The organism is Streptococcus sp. (assembly GCF_019414905.1).
Classification (GTDB): Bacteria; Bacillota; Bacilli; order Lactobacillales; family Streptococcaceae; genus Streptococcus.
On record NZ_DXLC01000216.1, the window covers coordinates 1 to 17,271 of the forward strand.

20 protein-coding genes are annotated in these 17,271 nt (G+C 42.5%); 7 read left to right on the forward strand and 13 right to left on the reverse strand.

All coding sequences use genetic code 11. The annotated features are described in order from the left end of the window. Positions 1–403: 403 nt before the first annotated feature. The 7 genes from gatC (at position 404) to nusB (ending at position 6,513) form a co-directional block, all read left to right on the forward strand. Positions 404–706 carry an Asp-tRNA(Asn)/Glu-tRNA(Gln) amidotransferase subunit GatC gene (gene gatC / locus QZ359_RS06475; RefSeq protein WP_000705419.1) on the forward strand — a complete coding sequence of 101 codons (303 nt, stop codon included), beginning with the start codon at positions 404–406 and terminating at the stop codon, positions 704–706. Beyond that, positions 706–2,172: an Asp-tRNA(Asn)/Glu-tRNA(Gln) amidotransferase subunit GatA gene (gatA, locus tag QZ359_RS06480; RefSeq protein WP_293964347.1), complete on the forward strand. Its 1,467-nt coding sequence runs from the start codon at positions 706–708 to the stop codon at positions 2,170–2,172. Before gatC ends, gatA begins: the two co-directional genes overlap by 1 nt. Then, positions 2,172–3,614, forward strand: coding sequence for an Asp-tRNA(Asn)/Glu-tRNA(Gln) amidotransferase subunit GatB (gene gatB / locus QZ359_RS06485; protein ID WP_049522353.1), 1,443 nt, complete (start codon positions 2,172–2,174; stop codon positions 3,612–3,614). The genes gatA and gatB overlap by 1 nt, the downstream gene beginning before the upstream one ends. A 125-nt stretch (positions 3,615–3,739) precedes the next feature. Further along, positions 3,740–4,783: a 2,3-butanediol dehydrogenase gene (locus QZ359_RS06490; RefSeq protein ID WP_254753856.1), complete on the forward strand. Its 1,044-nt coding sequence runs from the start codon at positions 3,740–3,742 to the stop codon at positions 4,781–4,783. A 340-nt stretch (positions 4,784–5,123) separates the two neighbouring features. After that, positions 5,124–5,684, forward strand: coding sequence for an elongation factor P (gene efp / locus QZ359_RS06495; protein WP_000568643.1), 561 nt, complete (start codon positions 5,124–5,126; stop codon positions 5,682–5,684). Positions 5,685–5,705: 21 nt separating this feature from the next. Continuing rightward, the gene (locus QZ359_RS06500) at positions 5,706–6,095 is read left to right on the forward strand and encodes an Asp23/Gls24 family envelope stress response protein (RefSeq protein WP_000510575.1); all 390 of its coding nucleotides are present in this window, start codon (positions 5,706–5,708) and stop codon (positions 6,093–6,095) included. Beyond that, positions 6,088–6,513: a transcription antitermination factor NusB gene (gene nusB, locus QZ359_RS06505; RefSeq protein WP_000203639.1), complete on the forward strand. Its 426-nt coding sequence runs from the start codon at positions 6,088–6,090 to the stop codon at positions 6,511–6,513. The genes QZ359_RS06500 and nusB overlap by 8 nt, the downstream gene beginning before the upstream one ends. Before the next feature lie 113 nt (positions 6,514–6,626). Here nusB and QZ359_RS06510 read toward each other — a convergent pair whose 3' ends face one another. The 13 genes from QZ359_RS06510 to QZ359_RS06570 all read right to left on the reverse strand — a co-directional run bounded on the left by QZ359_RS06510 (position 6,627) and on the right by QZ359_RS06570 (position 17,186). Then, positions 6,627–7,394, reverse strand: a complete 768-nt coding sequence (locus QZ359_RS06510) for an acetyl-CoA carboxylase carboxyl transferase subunit alpha (RefSeq protein WP_049487035.1) — start codon at positions 7,392–7,394, stop codon at positions 6,627–6,629. After that, positions 7,391–8,257 carry an acetyl-CoA carboxylase, carboxyltransferase subunit beta gene (gene accD / locus QZ359_RS06515; protein WP_033686478.1) on the reverse strand — a complete coding sequence of 289 codons (867 nt, stop codon included), beginning with the start codon at positions 8,255–8,257 and terminating at the stop codon, positions 7,391–7,393. Before accD ends, QZ359_RS06510 begins: the two co-directional genes overlap by 4 nt. A 36-nt stretch (positions 8,258–8,293) precedes the next feature. After that, positions 8,294–9,661: an acetyl-CoA carboxylase biotin carboxylase subunit gene (accC, locus tag QZ359_RS06520; protein WP_293964364.1), complete on the reverse strand. Its 1,368-nt coding sequence runs from the start codon at positions 9,659–9,661 to the stop codon at positions 8,294–8,296. Between the two features lie 11 nt (positions 9,662–9,672). Continuing rightward, positions 9,673–10,095, reverse strand: a complete 423-nt coding sequence (gene fabZ, locus QZ359_RS06525) for a 3-hydroxyacyl-ACP dehydratase FabZ (protein WP_000565515.1) — start codon at positions 10,093–10,095, stop codon at positions 9,673–9,675. Further along, on the reverse strand, positions 10,092–10,577 hold the full coding sequence (gene accB / locus QZ359_RS06530; RefSeq protein ID WP_293964380.1) for an acetyl-CoA carboxylase biotin carboxyl carrier protein: 486 nt from the start codon (positions 10,575–10,577) through the stop codon (positions 10,092–10,094). Before accB ends, fabZ begins: the two co-directional genes overlap by 4 nt. A gap of 2 nt (positions 10,578–10,579) precedes the next feature. Next, a complete protein-coding gene (gene fabF / locus QZ359_RS06535) occupies positions 10,580–11,815 on the reverse strand; it encodes a beta-ketoacyl-ACP synthase II (protein ID WP_293964382.1) in 1,236 nt (411 codons plus the stop codon). A 21-nt stretch (positions 11,816–11,836) separates the two neighbouring features. After that, the gene (fabG, locus tag QZ359_RS06540; RefSeq protein ID WP_293964384.1) at positions 11,837–12,568 is read right to left on the reverse strand and encodes a 3-oxoacyl-[acyl-carrier-protein] reductase; all 732 of its coding nucleotides are present in this window, start codon (positions 12,566–12,568) and stop codon (positions 11,837–11,839) included. A 40-nt stretch (positions 12,569–12,608) separates the two neighbouring features. Next, entirely contained in the window at positions 12,609–13,532 is a 924-nt protein-coding gene (gene fabD / locus QZ359_RS06545) for an ACP S-malonyltransferase (protein WP_293964386.1), read from the reverse strand. After that, positions 13,525–14,499, reverse strand: a complete 975-nt coding sequence (fabK, locus tag QZ359_RS06550; RefSeq protein WP_293964388.1) for an enoyl-[acyl-carrier-protein] reductase FabK — start codon at positions 14,497–14,499, stop codon at positions 13,525–13,527. The genes fabD and fabK overlap by 8 nt, the downstream gene beginning before the upstream one ends. Positions 14,500–14,615: 116 nt before the next feature. Next, positions 14,616–14,840 (reverse strand): acyl carrier protein, encoded by a 225-nt coding sequence (locus tag QZ359_RS06555; protein ID WP_000257838.1) that lies wholly within the window; start codon positions 14,838–14,840, stop codon positions 14,616–14,618. A gap of 58 nt (positions 14,841–14,898) precedes the next feature. After that, positions 14,899–15,873 carry a beta-ketoacyl-ACP synthase III gene (locus tag QZ359_RS06560; protein WP_261121416.1) on the reverse strand — a complete coding sequence of 325 codons (975 nt, stop codon included), beginning with the start codon at positions 15,871–15,873 and terminating at the stop codon, positions 14,899–14,901. Next, positions 15,873–16,307: a MarR family transcriptional regulator gene (locus QZ359_RS06565; protein ID WP_000386356.1), complete on the reverse strand. Its 435-nt coding sequence runs from the start codon at positions 16,305–16,307 to the stop codon at positions 15,873–15,875. The genes QZ359_RS06560 and QZ359_RS06565 overlap by 1 nt, the downstream gene beginning before the upstream one ends. A 93-nt stretch (positions 16,308–16,400) precedes the next feature. Continuing rightward, the gene (locus tag QZ359_RS06570; protein WP_293964394.1) at positions 16,401–17,186 is read right to left on the reverse strand and encodes an enoyl-CoA hydratase; all 786 of its coding nucleotides are present in this window, start codon (positions 17,184–17,186) and stop codon (positions 16,401–16,403) included. Between the last annotated feature and the right edge of the window lie 85 nt (positions 17,187–17,271).

The window sequence follows — 17,271 nt, forward strand, 5'->3', positions numbered from 1 at the left end:
TGTTTCAATAGTTCAGAATGATTTCTACATTGGATTTTACCATTCCTTTCAACACTCCATTATATCGGATTTTAGCATTTTTTTCAATTTCTATTTTATGTTAGACACTTCTAAAGTAGAACAATTCCCCTTGCAATTTTTAAAATAAATGTTACAATAAATATAGAAAAAGGTGTTGCGTCAACAACACCCCACAGAGCCGTTTAAGACGGTGGCTGTAATTACATAACTAAAAAAATAGCTCGTTAACTCGCCAAAGTTAGGACGGCTATTTTTTTGTCTATTTTAAAAACCTCTTTCTCGACTTGCCAGATGTCTTTTTTCACCTTTCCCTCCCTTATTTATAGGAAAATATGGTAAAATAGAACAGACTAAAAATCATCATTTCACGAAAGGATGCAAGATGAAAATTACGCAAGAAGAGGTAACACACGTTGCCAATCTTTCAAAATTAAGATTCTCTGAAGAAGAAACCGCTGCCTTTGCGACTACATTGTCTAAAATTGTTGACATGGTTGAGTTGCTGGGCGAAGTTGACACAACTGGTGTCGCACCAACTACAACTATGGCTGACCGCAAGACTGTACTTCGCCCTGATGTGGCCGAAGAAGGAACAGACCGCGATCGCTTGTTTAAAAACGTACCTGAAAAAGACAACTACTATATCAAGGTACCAGCTATCCTAGACGATGGAGGAGATGCCTAATGACTTTTAACAATAAAACCATTGAAGACTTGCACAATCTCCTTGTCTCTAAGGAAATTTCTGCAACAGAATTAACCCAAGCAACGCTTGAAGATATCAAGTCTCGCGAGACAGCTATCAACGCTTTCGTCACCATCGCTGAAGAGCAGGCTCTTGCTCAAGCTAAAGCCATTGATGAAGCTGGAATCGATGCTGACAATGTCCTTTCAGGAATTCCACTTGCAGTTAAAGACAATATCTCTACTGATGGTATTCTCACAACTGCTGCTTCAAAAATGCTCTACAACTATGAGCCTATCTTTGATGCGACAGCCGTTGCCAATGCAAAAGCGAAAGGCATGATTGTCGTAGGGAAAACCAACATGGACGAGTTTGCCATGGGTGGTTCAGGTGAGACTTCTCACTACGGAGCAACTAAAAATGCTTGGGACCACAGCAAGGTTCCTGGTGGCTCGTCTAGTGGTTCTGCCGCAGCTGTAGCTTCTGGGCAAGTTCGCTTGTCACTTGGTTCTGATACTGGTGGCTCTATCCGCCAACCTGCTGCCTTCAACGGGATTGTTGGTCTCAAACCAACCTACGGAACGGTTTCACGTTTCGGTCTCATTGCCTTTGGTAGCTCATTAGACCAAATCGGGCCTTTTGCTCCTACTGTTAAGGAAAATGCCCTCTTGCTCAACGCTATTGCTAGCGAAGATGCCAAAGACTCTACTTCTGCTCCTGTCCGCATTGCCGACTTTACTTCAAAAATCGGCCAAGACATCAAGAGCATGAAAATTGCTTTGCCTAAGGAATATCTCGGTGAAGGGATTGACCCAGAGGTTAAGGAAACTATTCTAAATGCTGCTAAGCACTTTGAAAAACTCGGTGCTATCGTCGAAGAAGTCAGCCTTCCTCACTCTAAATACGGTGTTGCCGTCTACTACATCATCGCTTCATCTGAAGCTTCATCAAACTTGCAACGTTTTGACGGTATCCGTTATGGTTACCGCGCAGAGGATGCGACCAACCTTGATGAAATCTATGTAAATAGCCGTAGCCAAGGTTTCGGTGAAGAGGTGAAACGTCGTATCATGCTGGGTACTTTCAGCCTTTCATCAGGTTACTATGACGCCTACTATAAGAAAGCTGGTCAGGTCCGTACCCTCATTATCCAAGATTTCGAAAAAGTCTTCGCGGATTACGACTTGATTTTGGGACCAACTGCACCAAGTGTTGCTTATGACTTGGACTCGCTTAACCACGACCCAGTTGCCATGTACTTAGCTGACCTCTTGACCATCCCAGTCAACTTAGCTGGTCTCCCAGGAATTTCGATTCCTGCTGGATTCTCTCAAGGTCTACCTGTCGGACTACAATTGATTGGTCCTAAATACTCTGAGGAAACCATTTACCAAGCTGCTGCTGCTTTTGAAGCAACAACAGACTACCACAAACAAGAACCCGTGATTTTTGGAGGTGACAACTAATGAACTTTGAAACAGTCATTGGACTTGAAGTCCACGTAGAGCTCAACACCAATTCAAAAATCTTCTCACCTACTTCTGCCCACTTTGGAAATGATCAAAATGCCAACACCAATGTGATTGACTGGTCTTTCCCAGGAGTTCTACCAGTTCTCAACAAAGGTGTTGTTGATGCTGGTATCAAGGCAGCTCTTGCCCTCAACATGGACATCCACAAAAAGATGCACTTTGACCGCAAGAACTACTTCTACCCTGATAATCCCAAAGCCTACCAAATTTCTCAGTTTGATGAGCCAATCGGCTACAACGGCTGGATTGAAGTCGAGCTAGAAGACGGTACAACTAAGAAAATCGGTATCGAACGCGCTCACTTGGAAGAAGATGCTGGTAAAAATACCCATGGTACAGATGGTTACTCTTATGTTGACCTCAACCGCCAAGGGGTGCCATTGATTGAGATTGTATCTGAAGCAGACATGCGTTCTCCTGAAGAAGCCTATGCTTATTTAACAGCACTCAAGGAAGTTATCCAGTACGCTGGCATTTCTGACGTTAAGATGGAAGAAGGTTCTATGCGTGTGGATGCCAATATCTCTCTTCGTCCGTATGGTCAAGAGAAATTCGGTACCAAGACCGAGTTGAAGAACCTCAACTCCTTCTCAAATGTTCGCAAAGGTCTTGAATACGAAGTCCAACGTCAAGCTGAAATCCTTCGCTCAGGTGGTCAAATCCGCCAAGAAACACGTCGTTACGATGAGGCTAACAAAGCAACTATACTCATGCGTGTCAAGGAAGGCGCTGCTGACTACCGCTACTTCCCAGAACCAGACCTACCTCTCTTTGAAATCTCAGACGAGTGGATTGAGGAAATGCGTACAGAGTTGCCAGAGTTCCCAAAAGAACGCCGTGCACGTTATGTATCTGACCTTGGCTTGTCAGACTACGATGCTAGCCAGTTGACTGCTAATAAAGTCACTTCTGACTTCTTTGAAAAAGCTGTTGCCCTCGGTGGTGATGCCAAACAAGTTTCTAACTGGCTCCAAGGTGAGGTTGCTCAGTTCTTAAATGCCGAAGGTAAGACACTGGAACAAATCGAATTGACACCAGAAAACTTGGTTGAAATGATTGCCATCATCGAAGACGGTACTATTTCATCTAAGATTGCCAAGAAAGTCTTTGTCCACCTAGCTAAAAATGGCGGTGGCGCGCGTGAATACGTGGAAAAAGCAGGTATGGTTCAAATCTCAGATCCAGCTGTCTTGATTCCAATTATCCACCAAGTCTTTGCCGATAACGAAGCAGCCGTTGCCGACTTCAAGTCAGGCAAACGTAACGCAGATAAGGCCTTTACAGGCTTCCTTATGAAAGCAACCAAAGGACAAGCCAACCCACAAGTTGCCCTTAAACTACTTGCACAAGAATTGGCGAAGTTGAAAGAAGATTAATATGTAAAAGAAACCAACCTTGAGGTTGGTTTTTTCTTGACAAATAAAAGGAAAGCGTTTACAATATTACATGTAAAGTTTCCTAAAAGGAAAACTAAAAATCGCAACAATAAGGAGTTATTTATATGGCTACAATGAAAGCAGCTCGCTGGCATGCAGCAAAAGATGTTCGTATTCAAGAAGTAGAAATCCCTGAGGTACTTCCGCACCAAGTAAAAGTTGCTGTTAAATTCACAGGAATTTGTGGTACTGACCTCCACGAATTTTTAGATGGCCCTATCTTCATCCCAACAGAAGAACATGTCTATTCTGGTCAAAAAGCACCAGTAACACTGGGACATGAATTTTCTGGCGAAATTGTAGAAGTCGGAAGCGATGTTACTCGTGTTAAAGTTGGTGATCGTGTTGCTGTAGAACCAATTCTAGCTAAGAATAACTTAGTTGGTAATTATAATTTGGATCCAAACCTTAATTTTGTCGGTTTAGCTGCAGACGGTGGATTTGCCAAATATTGTGTTTTAGACGGCGACTTAGTACATGTCATTCCAGATAGCTTAAGCTATGAGCAAGCTGCTCTCACTGAGCCAGCTGCTGTTGCAGTTTATGCAGTTCGTCAATCAGCACTAAAAGCTGGTGATACTGCTGCTGTCTTTGGCTTAGGTCCGATTGGTCTCTTAATTGTAGAAGCCCTTCGTGCAGCGGGTGCTTCTAAGATTTATGCTGTTGAACTATCACCTGAACGTCAAGCAAAAGCTGAAGAGTTAGGAGCTATCGTTGTCCGTCCGGAAGAAGGTGAAACAGCTGTTGAAGCTATTCATCGTTTAACAAACGGTGGTGTAGATGTTTCTTATGAAGTAACTGGTGTGCCAGTAGTTTTAGGACAAGCCTTAGCTGCCGTACATAAAGCAGGTGAGTGCATGGTGGTCTCTATCTGGGAACGAGAAGCTAGTATTAATCCGAATGAATTTGCAATCCAAGAAAAGACACTAAAAGGAATCATTGCTTATCGTCATATCTTCCCTAAAGTATTAGAATTGATGGAACAAGGCTACTTCTCTGCTGAAAAATTAGTTACTAAGAAAATTAAATTGGAAAATATCGTTGAAGAAGGCTTTATCGAATTAACTCAAGATAAGTCACAAATTAAAATTTTGGTAGAACCAGAATAAAAAATCAATCTTTTTAAGATAATATTAACAGGTCGGAGTAAACTTACTTCGACCTTTTGAAATATAATACTCTTCGAAAATCTCTTCAAACCACGTCAGCTTCCATCTGCAACCTCAAAACAGTGTTTTGAGCAACCTGCGGCTAGCTTCCTAGTTTGCTCTTTGATTTCCATTGAGTATGAGAAAAAATATAGTGGATACTCTTTAACATTAACCACCCCACCTGACTAGGCAATATTCTTTTTCTCCCCTACCAAATCCCAATAACTATTTTGGCTTTATTTCCAGAAGATTTTATGGTAAAATGAAGAGTAATAATATTTATTAAAGAGGTAAAAACATGATTGAAGCAAGCAAATTGAAAGCTGGTATGACATTTGAAACTGCAGACGGAAAATTAATCCGCGTTTTGGAAGCTAGCCACCACAAACCAGGTAAAGGAAACACAATCATGCGTATGAAATTACGTGATGTCCGTACTGGTTCTACATTTGACACAAGCTACCGTCCAGAAGAAAAATTCGAACAAGCTATTATCGAAACTGTTCCAGCTCAATACTTGTACAAAATGGATGAAACAGCCTACTTCATGAACACTGAAACTTACGACCAATACGAAATCCCAGTCGTAAACGTTGAAAATGAATTGCTTTACATCCTTGAAAACTCTGATGTGAAAATCCAATTCTACGGAACTGAAGTGATCGGTGTAACTGTACCAACTACTGTTGAATTAACAGTCGCTGAAACACAACCATCTATCAAAGGTGCTACTGTTACAGGTTCTGGTAAACCAGCAACTATGGAAACTGGACTTGTTGTCAACGTTCCAGACTTTATCGAAGCTGGACAAAAATTGATCATCAACACTGCAGAAGGAACTTACGTTTCTCGTGCCTAATCTCTAGAAAGAGGTCATTCTATGGGAATTGAAGAACAATTTGGCGAAATCGTTATCGCTCCACGTGTACTTGAAAAAATCATTGCCATCGCAACTGCTAAAGTTGATGGTGTCCACTCATTTTCAAATAAATCCGTATCTGATACCCTATCAAAACTCTCTCTTGGTCGTGGCGTCTACTTAAAAGAAAGCAACGAAGAACTAACTGCTGACATCTATCTCTATCTTGAGTACGGTGTGAAGGTACCAAAAGTGGCTCTTGCTATTCAAAAAGCAGTCAAAGATGCTGTCCGTGATATGGCTGATGTGGAACTTGCTGCTGTTAACATCCATGTTGCAGGAATCGTTCCAGACAAAACACCAAAACCTGAGTTGAAAGATCTATTTAACGAGGACTTCCTCAATGACTAGTCCATTATTAGAATCTAGACGTGAACTTCGTAAATGCGCTTTTCAAGCTCTCATGAGCCTTGAATTCGGCACAGATATGGAAACAGCTTGTCACTTTGCCTACACGCATGACCGTGAAGATGCAGATGTGCAAATCCCTACCTTTCTTCTGAACTTGGTTTCTGGCGTTCAAGCTCAAAAAGACGAGTTGGATAAACAAATCAACCAGCACCTCAAGTCAGGCTGGACAGTTGAACGCTTGACCTTGGTCGAAAAAAACTTACTACGCTTGGGTATCTTTGAAATCACATCATTTGATACACCTCAGCTGGTAGCAGTCAATGAAGCCATTGAACTCGCTAAGAATTTTTCAGATCAAAAATCAGCCCGCTTCATCAACGGACTGCTTAGTCAATTTGTAACTGAAGAAAATGAATAATCGAAAAGGTGTTTGGTCTTCCAAGCACCTTTTACTTCGTCCTTGATACAGAGTCAGAACCACATAAAAACTAGAACTGACTGCCAGTTCTAGTTTTTGCGTATTCTGAGGTATTAGTATTTTCTAAATCGTTGATAGCGTTCTTCCAACAACGCTTCTAACGGTTTTTGCGAAAGTCTAGCTAGCTCAGCTTGGAGTTCTTTTTTGACATTCTTAATTAATTCTTTGCTAGAAAGTCCTGCTTCAGAAATCACCTTGTCCACCACGTCCATTTCTAGCAGTTCATGAGAAGTGATTTTCATCAGCTCTGCCGCTTCCATGGCACGAGTTCCGTCCTTCCATAGAATGGAAGCAAAGCCTTCTGGGCTGAGAATGGCATAGATAGAATTTTCCAGCATCCAGACACGGTCTGCAACTGCTAGAGCCAAAGCCCCACCTGAACCACCTTCACCGATAATGATGGCGATAATCGGAACTTTCAGATCACTCATTTCCATAAGATTGCGAGCGATAGCTTCCCCTTGACCGCGTTCTTCCGCTCCCACACCAGGATAGGCACCTGCAGTATTGATAAAGGTCACAACTGGACGGCCAAATTTTTCAGCTTGTTTCATCAACCGTAGGGCCTTGCGATAGCCTTCTGGATGTGGTTGTCCAAAATTCCGTTTGAGGTTGTCTTGCAAGCTCTTGCCTTTTTGGATACCAACCACTGTGACAGCTTGATCTCCAAGCCAGCCAATACCACCGACAACTGCACCATCATCACGAAAAGAACGGTCACCGTGTAATTGGATAAATTCATCAAAAATGCCTGTCGCAAAGTCCAAGGTTGTCAAGCGACTCTGCTCACGCGCTTCTCTGACTATTTTTGCAATATTCATCTAGGACACCCTCCATGCAATCTGACTAGGCTAGCAATCGTATCTGGCAAGTCTCTTCTTTTAACAATAGCATCCACAAAGCCATGTTCCAATAGGAATTCTGCCTTTTGGAAATCCTCAGGTAAGCTTTCACGAACCGTGTTTTCAATGACACGACGCCCAGCAAAACCGACCAAACTCTGTGGTTCAGCCAGAATAATATCGCCTTCCATAGCGAAAGAAGCTGTCACACCACCTGTCGTTGGATCTGTCAAAATGGTCAGATAAAAGAGACCAGCATTTGAATGGCGCTTAACTGCTGCAGAGATTTTGGCCATCTGCATGAGACTCATGATTCCTTCCTGCATACGGGCTCCACCAGAGGCTGTGAAGAGAACAACTGGCAATTGTTCGACAGTCGCATACTCAAACAAACGAGTGATTTTTTCACCCACAACCGTACCCATAGAAGCCATGATAAAGTTAGAATCCATAATCCCAAGAGCCACAGTCTGACCTTTAATAAGAGCTGTTCCTGTCACAACAGCTTCATCCAGACCTGTTTTTTCACGCATGGTTGCTAGTTTCTTTTGGTAACCAGGGAAATGCAAGGGATCCTTGCTTTCAATCCCCGTAAACAATTCCTTGAAGGTTCCCATATCAATCGTCAGAGCCAAGCGTTCTTGGGCAGAAATACGAAAGGTGTAACTACAGTGCGGACAGATACGCTCACTTCCCAGATCCTTCTGATAAATGGTATGCTTACAGCCTGGACACTGGGAAAATAATTCATCTGGAACCTCTGGCTTGGCTTGAGGTTTTTCCCTAACCGAACGATTGGGATTGATTCGAATATACTTATCTTTTTTACTAAATAGAGCCATTGATTCCCCTTTTCGGTTTAAACTCTTGAAGTCATTTTATTCTTTTTCTTGATATTTAGGTAAGAAGGTTTCCATCAAGAAGGAAGTATCGTAATCTCCAGCAATGACATTGCGATCTGAAATGAGGTCAAGCTGGAAATCTGCATTGGTCTGCACTCCTTCAATCTCTAATTCATAGAGGGCACGTTGCATTTTCATCAAGGCATCAAAACGATTTTCACCGTGAACGATGATTTTGGCAATCATACTATCATAATAAGGTGGAATAGTATAGCCTGGATAAACTGCTGAATCCACGCGCAAGCCAACTCCACCACTTGGCAGATAGAGATTAGTAATCTTACCTGGACTTGGAGCAAAGTTAAAGGCCGGATTTTCTGCATTGATCCGACACTCGATAGCATGACCGCGTAGGACAATATCTTCTTGCTTAACAGACAGAGGCTGACCTGCCGCAATGCGAATCTGTTCCTTAACGATATCTATACCTGAAACAAATTCTGTTACTGGATGTTCCACCTGTACACGAGTATTCATTTCCATGAAATAGAAATTGCCACTTGCTTCATCAAGCAGAAACTCAATGGTCCCTGCATTCTCATAGCCAACAGACTCTGCCGCTCGAACAGCAGCAGCACCGATTTCATGGCGCAACGTTTTTCCGATTGCAATCGAAGGACTTTCTTCCAAAACCTTTTGGTTATTCCGTTGAAGAGAACAATCCCGTTCCCCCAAGTGAATCACATTCCCGTGCTCATCTCCTAGGATTTGAACCTCGATGTGACGAGCTGGATAGATGACCCGTTCTATGTACATGGCACCATTGCCATAATTGGCCTTGGCTTCACTAGAGGCAGTTTCAAAGGCTGATACGAGGTCTTCTGGTTTTTCAACCTTACGAATCCCTTTACCACCACCACCTGCTGAAGCCTTGAGCATAACAGGATAGCCAATTTTTTCAGCAACAATTAAAGCTTCTTCAGAATTATGTACTTCTCCATCTGAACCTGGTATAACAGGCACGCCTGCTTTGATCATCTGAGCACGCGCATTGATTTTGTCTCCCATCATATCCATGACATGACCAGATGGACCGATAAACTTGATTCCCACCTCTTCACACATGGTAGCAAATTTGGAATTTTCACTGAGAAATCCAAAACCGGGGTGAATGGCTTCTGCCTCAGTCAAGACTGCAGCTGATAGAACCGCATTGATATTGAGATAAGACTCTGTTGCCTTGCCAGGACCGATACAAACTGCTTCATCTGCCAAAAGTGTATGCAGGGCTTCCTTATCAGCAGTTGAATAGACCGCTACCGTCGCAATCCCTAATTCACGCGCCGCACGGATAATACGAACCGCAATTTCACCACGATTGGCAATTAAAATTTTTCGAAACATGGAGAACCTCCTTAGTTCCCTATTGCAAAGGTAAGAGTACCACTGGCTGCAAGCTTGCCATCCACTTCAGCCTTTGCTTCAACCACAGCAATCGTGCCACGACGTTTTACAAACGTTGCCGTCATAACTAATTGATCACCTGGTACAACTTGCTTCTTGAATTTAACCTTGTCCATACCAGCGTAAAAGACTAGTTTACCTTTATTTTCAGGTTTTGATAACTCCAAGACACCAGCTGTTTGCGCCAAGGCTTCCATAATCAGAACACCTGGCATGACAGGGTATTGAGGAAAATGACCGTTGAAGAAGGGCTCATTAATGGTCACATTTTTGATGGCAACAATGGTATCCTCGCTCACTTCCAAGACACGATCCACTAGTAACATAGGATAACGATGGGGAAGGGCTTCTTTGATTCCTTGAATATCGATCATTTGATACGTACCAATCCTTTACCAAATTCAACCATTTCTTCGTTAGAAACGAGAATCTCCGTTACCACACCATCCTTAGGAGCTGGAATTTCATTCATGACTTTCATGGCTTCAATAATTACCAGAGTTTGACCTTTTTTGACACTATCACCAACTGAAACGAAGGCAGGTTTATCTGGTCCAGCAGCCAAGTAAGCCACCCCAACAAGTGGGCTCTCTACAAGATCTCCCTCAGCATCCACACTTGCTTCAACTGAAGCTGGAACTTCTTCTGCTACAGTTTCTGCTGGAGCAGATGTAGGAGTCAATGGATTTGGTGTTGCTAGAAGAGGTGCTGGAGCAACTTGAGGTGCAACTTCAGACACAAGTCTCGCTTCATTCTTGCTAAACTGTAACTCATCCGTCCCATTCTTATAAGAAAATTCTCTCAAACTTGACTGGTCAAATTGAGCCATCAAGTCTTTAATATCGTTTAAATTCATACTTATTTATTCTCCCAACGTTTGAAAGCAAGAACTGCATTATGGCCACCAAAACCAAAAGTATTTGAAATAGCGTATGGAATTTCTTGCTCCAAGCCTTGTCCATAAACGACATTGGCTTCGATATAATCTGATACTTCACTTGTTCCAGCTGTCATTGGTACAAAGTTATGACGCATAGCCTCGATTGTTACGATAGCTTCTACCGCGCCTGCAGCACCCAGCAAATGTCCTGTGAAAGACTTGGTTGATGATACAGGCACTTCCTTACCAAGAACAGCTACGATCGCACCACTTTCTCCTTTTTCATTAGCAGGAGTTGACGTTCCGTGAGCATTGACATAGGCTACTTGCTCTGGAGAAATCTCAGCTTCTTCCAAGGCTAGTTTAATGGCTTTGATAGCTCCCTGACCTTCTGGATGAGGAGAAGTCATATGGTAGGCATCACAAGTATTTCCGTAACCAACCACTTCAGCAAGGATAGTAGCCCCACGTTTTTCAGCGTGTTCAAGGCTTTCAAGAACCAACATCCCAGAACCTTCACCCATAACAAAACCATTACGGTCCTTATCAAATGGAATGGAAGCACGACTTGGGTCCTCTGTAGTTGAGAGAGCTGTTAGGGCTTGGAAACCAGCAATAGCAAAAGGTGTGATAGAAGCCTCTGAACCACCTACCAACATAACATCTTGGAAACCAAACTTAATGGAGCGGAAGGCATCCCCAATCGCGTCATTTGATGAAGCGCAGGCAGTGTTGATGGATTTACAAACACCATTTGCTCCAAAACGCATAGCAACATTTCCTGAAGCCATATTTGGCAAGGCTTTTGGAAGAGTCAATGGTTTTACACGTTTTGGTCCTTTTTCATTTAGGCGAAGCACTTGATCCTCAATTTCCTTGATTCCACCAATACCAGAGGCCACGATAACACCAAAACGATCCTTATCAAGAGCCTCTACATCAAGACCTGCATGATTAACAGCTTCTTGGGCCGCATACAAGGCGTACAAAGAATAGTTATCAAAACGATTGGTATCTTTTTTTACAAAGTATTTATCAAAAGGAAAATCTTGGATTTCTGCCGCATTATGCACATCAAAGTCACTGTGATCAAATTTTGTAATTTGACCAATTCCGATTTTTCCACTTGTCAAACTATTCCAAAATTCTTCTGGTGTATTTCCGATTGGAGATGTCACTCCATAACCTGTTACTACTACGCGATTTAGTTTCATCTTTTTTACCTCTAGCTTCTGCTACATACTGAGGCCACCATCAATGGCAACCACTTGACCAGTTAGATAATCTTGGCCTGCTAAAAATACTGTCAAATCTGCAACCTGCTCTGCCTGTCCAAATTCTTTCATAGGAATTTGCGCCAGCATGGCATCTTTTACCTTGTCCGATAGGACAGCTGTCATATCAGACTCAATCATTCCAGGTGCAATAGCATTAACCCTGATATTGCGATTGGCCACTTCACGCGCCACAGACTTGGTAAAACCAATCAAACCAGCCTTGGAAGCAGCATAGTTAGCTTGACCAATATTTCCCATCAAACCAACAACACTAGACATATTAATGATAGCACCTTTTCTGGCTTTCATCATCGGTTTCAAGACTGATTGTGTCATGTTAAAGGCGCCAGTCAGGTTAACCTTGAGAACTTTTTCAAAATCTGCTTCTGTCATCTTGAGCATGAGGGTGTCTTGAGTAATTCCAGCATTGTTGACCAAAACATCTACTGAACCCAGCTCTGCAATAGCACCCTCAACCATACGCTTAGCGTCTGCGAAATCGGACACATCCCCTGAAATAGGAACCACCTTGACACCATAGTCTGCAAACTCAGCGAGCAATTCTTCTGGGATAGCCCCACGACTATTTAAGACAATGTTGGCTCCTGCTTGAGCAAACTTGTGGGCAATGGCAAGACCAATTCCACGACTCGAACCTGTAATAAAGATATTTTTATTTTTTAGTTGCATTCTTTTCTCCTGTTTCCTCTTGTATTTATGGGAGAAGGGATTACTCGTTTTCTAGCAAGGCTTCCAAACTCGCCTGATCTTCAACAGTGGCTAGTTTAGCTGTCTTATCAATTTTTTTAACAAAGCCTGACAGAACTTTCCCCGGTCCAATCTCGATAAAGTTGGTTACGCCTGCTTCTTGCATAACTGCAATACTTTCATAGAAACGAACCGGTTCCTTGACCTGACGCGTCAAGAGTTGAGCGATGTCTTCTTTTTGCATGACAGCAGCTTCTGTATTACCAACTAGGGGACAAGTAAAATCTGAAAAACTTACTTGAGCTAGAGTTTCAGCTAGTTTCTGACTAGCAGACTCAAGGAGAGCGGTATGAAAGGGACCTGAAACCTTGAGAGGAATCAAGCGTTTGGCACCAGCTTCTTGCAAGAGTTCAACAGCTCTGTCAACCGCAACCACTTCTCCACCAATGACGATTTGTGCAGGTGTGTTATAGTTGGCTGGGGTAACGACTCCAAGTTCAGAAGCTTTTCGACAGGCTTCCTCAATGACCTCTACTGGCGTATTGAGTACTGCCACCATCTTGCCAGAGCCAGCAGGAGCTGCTTCTTCCATATAGGCTCCACGCTGAGCTACCAAGGCTACCGCATCTTCAAAATCCAAGGCACCACTAGCCACCAAGGCAGAATATTCTCCAAGAGACAAACCAGCAACCATATCAGGTTGATAGCCCTTCTCTTGCAATAAGCGGTAAATAGCAACCGAAGTCGCTAAAATAGCTGGTTGCGTATAGCGGGTCTGGTTAAGTTTTGCTTCTTCCGTATCAATGAGATGACGCAAATCGTAACCAAGCACCTGACTTGCTTGATCAATCGTTTCTTTGACAATAGGGTAGTGATCATAGAGATTCCGTCCCATACCTAGATACTGGGCACCTTGACCAGCAAATAAAAAGGCTGTTTTAGTCATTTCTTACAACTCCTGCCCAACGAGCGGCTTCTTCTTGTATTTTCTTAGCAGCACCGTAATACAAATCTTTTAGGATTTCTTCAACGGTTTCTTCTTTGGAAATAAGCCCCGCAATTTGACCTGCCATAACAGATCCACCATCCACATCTCCGTGGACAACTGCTTTGGCTAGGGCACCTGCTCCCATTTGTTCAAAGATTTCCAAATCAGGATTTTCCTGTTTAAAGGCATCTTTCTCAGCCTTTTCAAAATCACGAGTCAACTGATTTTTAATAGCGCGAACAGCATGTCCAAAGTGTTGAGCTGAAATCGTAGTATCAATATCTCTAGCTTTTAAAATCTTGGCCTTATAATTCGGATGGGCATTAGACTCTTTTGCAACGACAAAACGTGTTCCAACCTGAACAGCCTCTGCACCTAGCATAAAGCCAGCAGCAGCACCTTCACCATCCGCAATCCCTCCTGCAGCAATAACAGGAATAGATACAGCTGCCACCACTTGACGCACCAAGGTCATAGTTGTTAATTTACCGATATGCCCCCCAGCTTCCATTCCTTCTGCAATAACAGCGTCCGCACCAATTTTTTCCATGCGTTTAGCTAGGGCAACACTTGGTACAACAGGAATGACTGTAATCCCAGCTTCATGGAAGCGTTCCATGTATTTGCCAGGATTTCCTGCGCCTGTTGTCACTACCTTAACCCCCTCCTCGATAACGAGGTCTACAATATCTTCCACAAAGGGAGACAAGAGCATGATGTTGACACCAAAAGGTTTATCCGTCAATGATTTGATTTTATCAATATTTGCCTTGACAACTTCTTTAGGGGCATTCCCCCCACCGATAATCCCTAGCCCTCCAGCCTTAGAAACAGCTCCTGCCAAATCACCATCAGCAACCCAGGCCATTCCTCCTTGAAAAATAGGATAATCAATATTCAATAATTCTGTAATACGCGTTTTCATAGTGCCTCCATCGTTTCTTGCTTACGTAATAGTTCGATACTGTCATAATTTGACAATCAAACTATTGCCTAAACAAGAGGGAGCGGGTTTCCCTACTCCTTCTATTTATATTCTGTTTATTTTGTTTGCTCTTCAACGTAGGCAACCAAGTCACCAACTGTTTTCAAGTCATCTTCTGCTTCGATTTGGATATCAAAAGCATCTTCGATTTCTGAGATTACTTGGAACAAGTCCAATGAATCTGCATCCAAATCATCAAAAGTTGATTCAAGTGTTACTTCTGATGCGTCTTTTCCAAGTTCTTCAACGATAATTTCTTGTACTTTTTCAAATACTGCCATGATAGGACTCCTTTAAAATAAATAGTTTTTTATAACAATGTGTTCACCACATGATTACCTAAATTGTAAGAATGAGCGTGCCCCAGGTCAAGCCTCCACCGAAGCCTGATAAAAGAACAGTCTGGCTACCATCTAAGCGGATGAGACCTTGTTCTACACACTCTGAAAGTAAAATCGGGATACTTGCTGCACTGGTATTGCCATATTCCATCATATTGGCTGGAAGTTTGGCTCGGTCGACACCGATTTTTCTAGCCATCTTATCCAAAATACGGTCATTAGCCTGATGAAGTAGCAGATAATCCAAGTTTGTCGCCTCTATAGGAGATTCATCAATAGTCTGCTTGATAGACTTGGCTACATCCCGAATAGCAAAATCAAAGACTGCGCGCCCATCCATCTTCAAAAATGAATCTGCATTTTCTTGATCTGAAAACGGAGAATGCAAGCCTGAATGTCCATAAGTTAGACACTCGCTACGACTCCCATCGCTATTGAGACTCTCAGCCAAGAAATGCTCTTGCTCGCTAGCTTCTAACAAGACACCACCAGCACCATCTCCAAACAAAACAGCTGTTGATCGGTCTGACCAATCGACTGCTTTAGAGAGGGTCTCACTACCAATCACCAAGCCTTTTTGAAAGCGACCAGAAGCGATAAACTTTTCAGCAGTTGAAAGAGCAAATACAAATCCACTGCAAGCTGCTGTTAGGTCAAAAGCAAAGGCCTTATTAGCACCAATATTAGCTTGAACACGAGCAGCTGTAGAGGGCATCATCGAATCTGGAGTAATAGTAGCTAGGATGATAAAATCCAACTCCTCTCCTGTGATTCCAGCTTTTGCCATCAGTTTCTTGGCAACTTCTGTAGCCAAATCACTAGTAGATTCTGTTCTTGAAATATGTCTTTGACGTATTCCCGTCCGACTTGAAATCCACTCATCATTGGTATCCATAATCTGAGCCAAATCATGATTTGTAACCACTTGCTCTGGCACATAATGAGCAACCTGGCTTATTTTTGCAAAAGCCATTATCTCAAATCCTCCAAAAATTGATAAAGATTGGTCAAACCTTTGCTCATAACCTCCATTTCTTGCTTACTCATACCATCAATGATTTTTTCAACCATGGCCTTGTGGAAGCGTTTATGTAGCCTATGAACCAAGCGACCTTTCTTTGTCAAATGCAGATGCACCACACGACGATCATGTTCTGAACGAATGCGTTCAATGTAACCCTTACGTTCGAGATTATTCAAACTAGTCGTCACTGTCCCAAGAGTCACCATCAACTCTTTTGACACTTGACTTGGTGTCACATCTGGAACTTTTCCAATCACATCAATCGTATGCATTTCTTTGATGGAGATATCCTTGAAACGACTACCCCTCAAGCTAACTTCCTCAATGACGAGGACATTGTTAAATATAGATGTTAAATATTCATTAATTCGTTGGTAGTCCAATCTTTCCTTCCCTCCTTTTCAAAAAAACTTTTAGAATCAAAACATTTGACAAAAGAATTATATCAAAGTTCAAAGAATGGTGCAAGTATTTTTCTATTTTCCTGTAAATTTAGGTCTTCTTCTCTCCGAATGAGCACGCACTCCTTCTTTAAAATCCTCCGTTTGAGCTAGAGATTCTTGAAGGTTCAATTCCAAAGTTGCATACTCTTGCCAATCTTTAAATTGGCTCTCCCAAACCAACTTCTTGATGGCAGCATAGGAATTGCTTGAACCACGTCTTAATTTTTTAAGAAGCTGTTCTCTGGTCTTTTCTAGTTTGTCAGCTTCACAGACGCGATAAACAAGACCCCACTCCAGAGCTTTTTCTGCGGTTAAAGCCTCTCCTGTCATGGCTAGTTGGGCAGCACGAGTCACACCAATACTTCGGCTCAAGAGATGAATTCCTCCTGCATCCGGAGCCAAACCAACTCCAACAAATGCTTGTATAAATTTAGCCTTATCGGTCGCTAGACAGAAATCTGCGGCAACAGCCATATTTGCTGCAGCACCTGCAACAGCCCCATCAACTTCCATCAAAACAGGTTTTGCAATTTGCTTGATTTTATAAGAAATAGTATTGACCAATTCTGCTATTTTCGTCAATGATAGAATATCATCCTCATCCACTGCCCGCTTCATCTCTACTAAATCTCCCCCAACTGAAAAGACTTTGCCATTAGCATTAATCAAGATAAACTGTACAGCTGGATTCTCTTCCGCCAGAGTCAGTGCTTCTAAAATCTCCTCACACATAGGAATATGAAAACCATTCGCAACCTCAGGACGGTTCAAGGTAAGGATTGCCAAGTCCTCATCAAGCTGATAAATAATGTGTTCCATCGGGACTCCTTTTTATTTTATAAGCAGTTTATACTCTTCGAAAATCAAATTCAAACCACGTCAGCTTCGCCTTGCCGTACTCAAG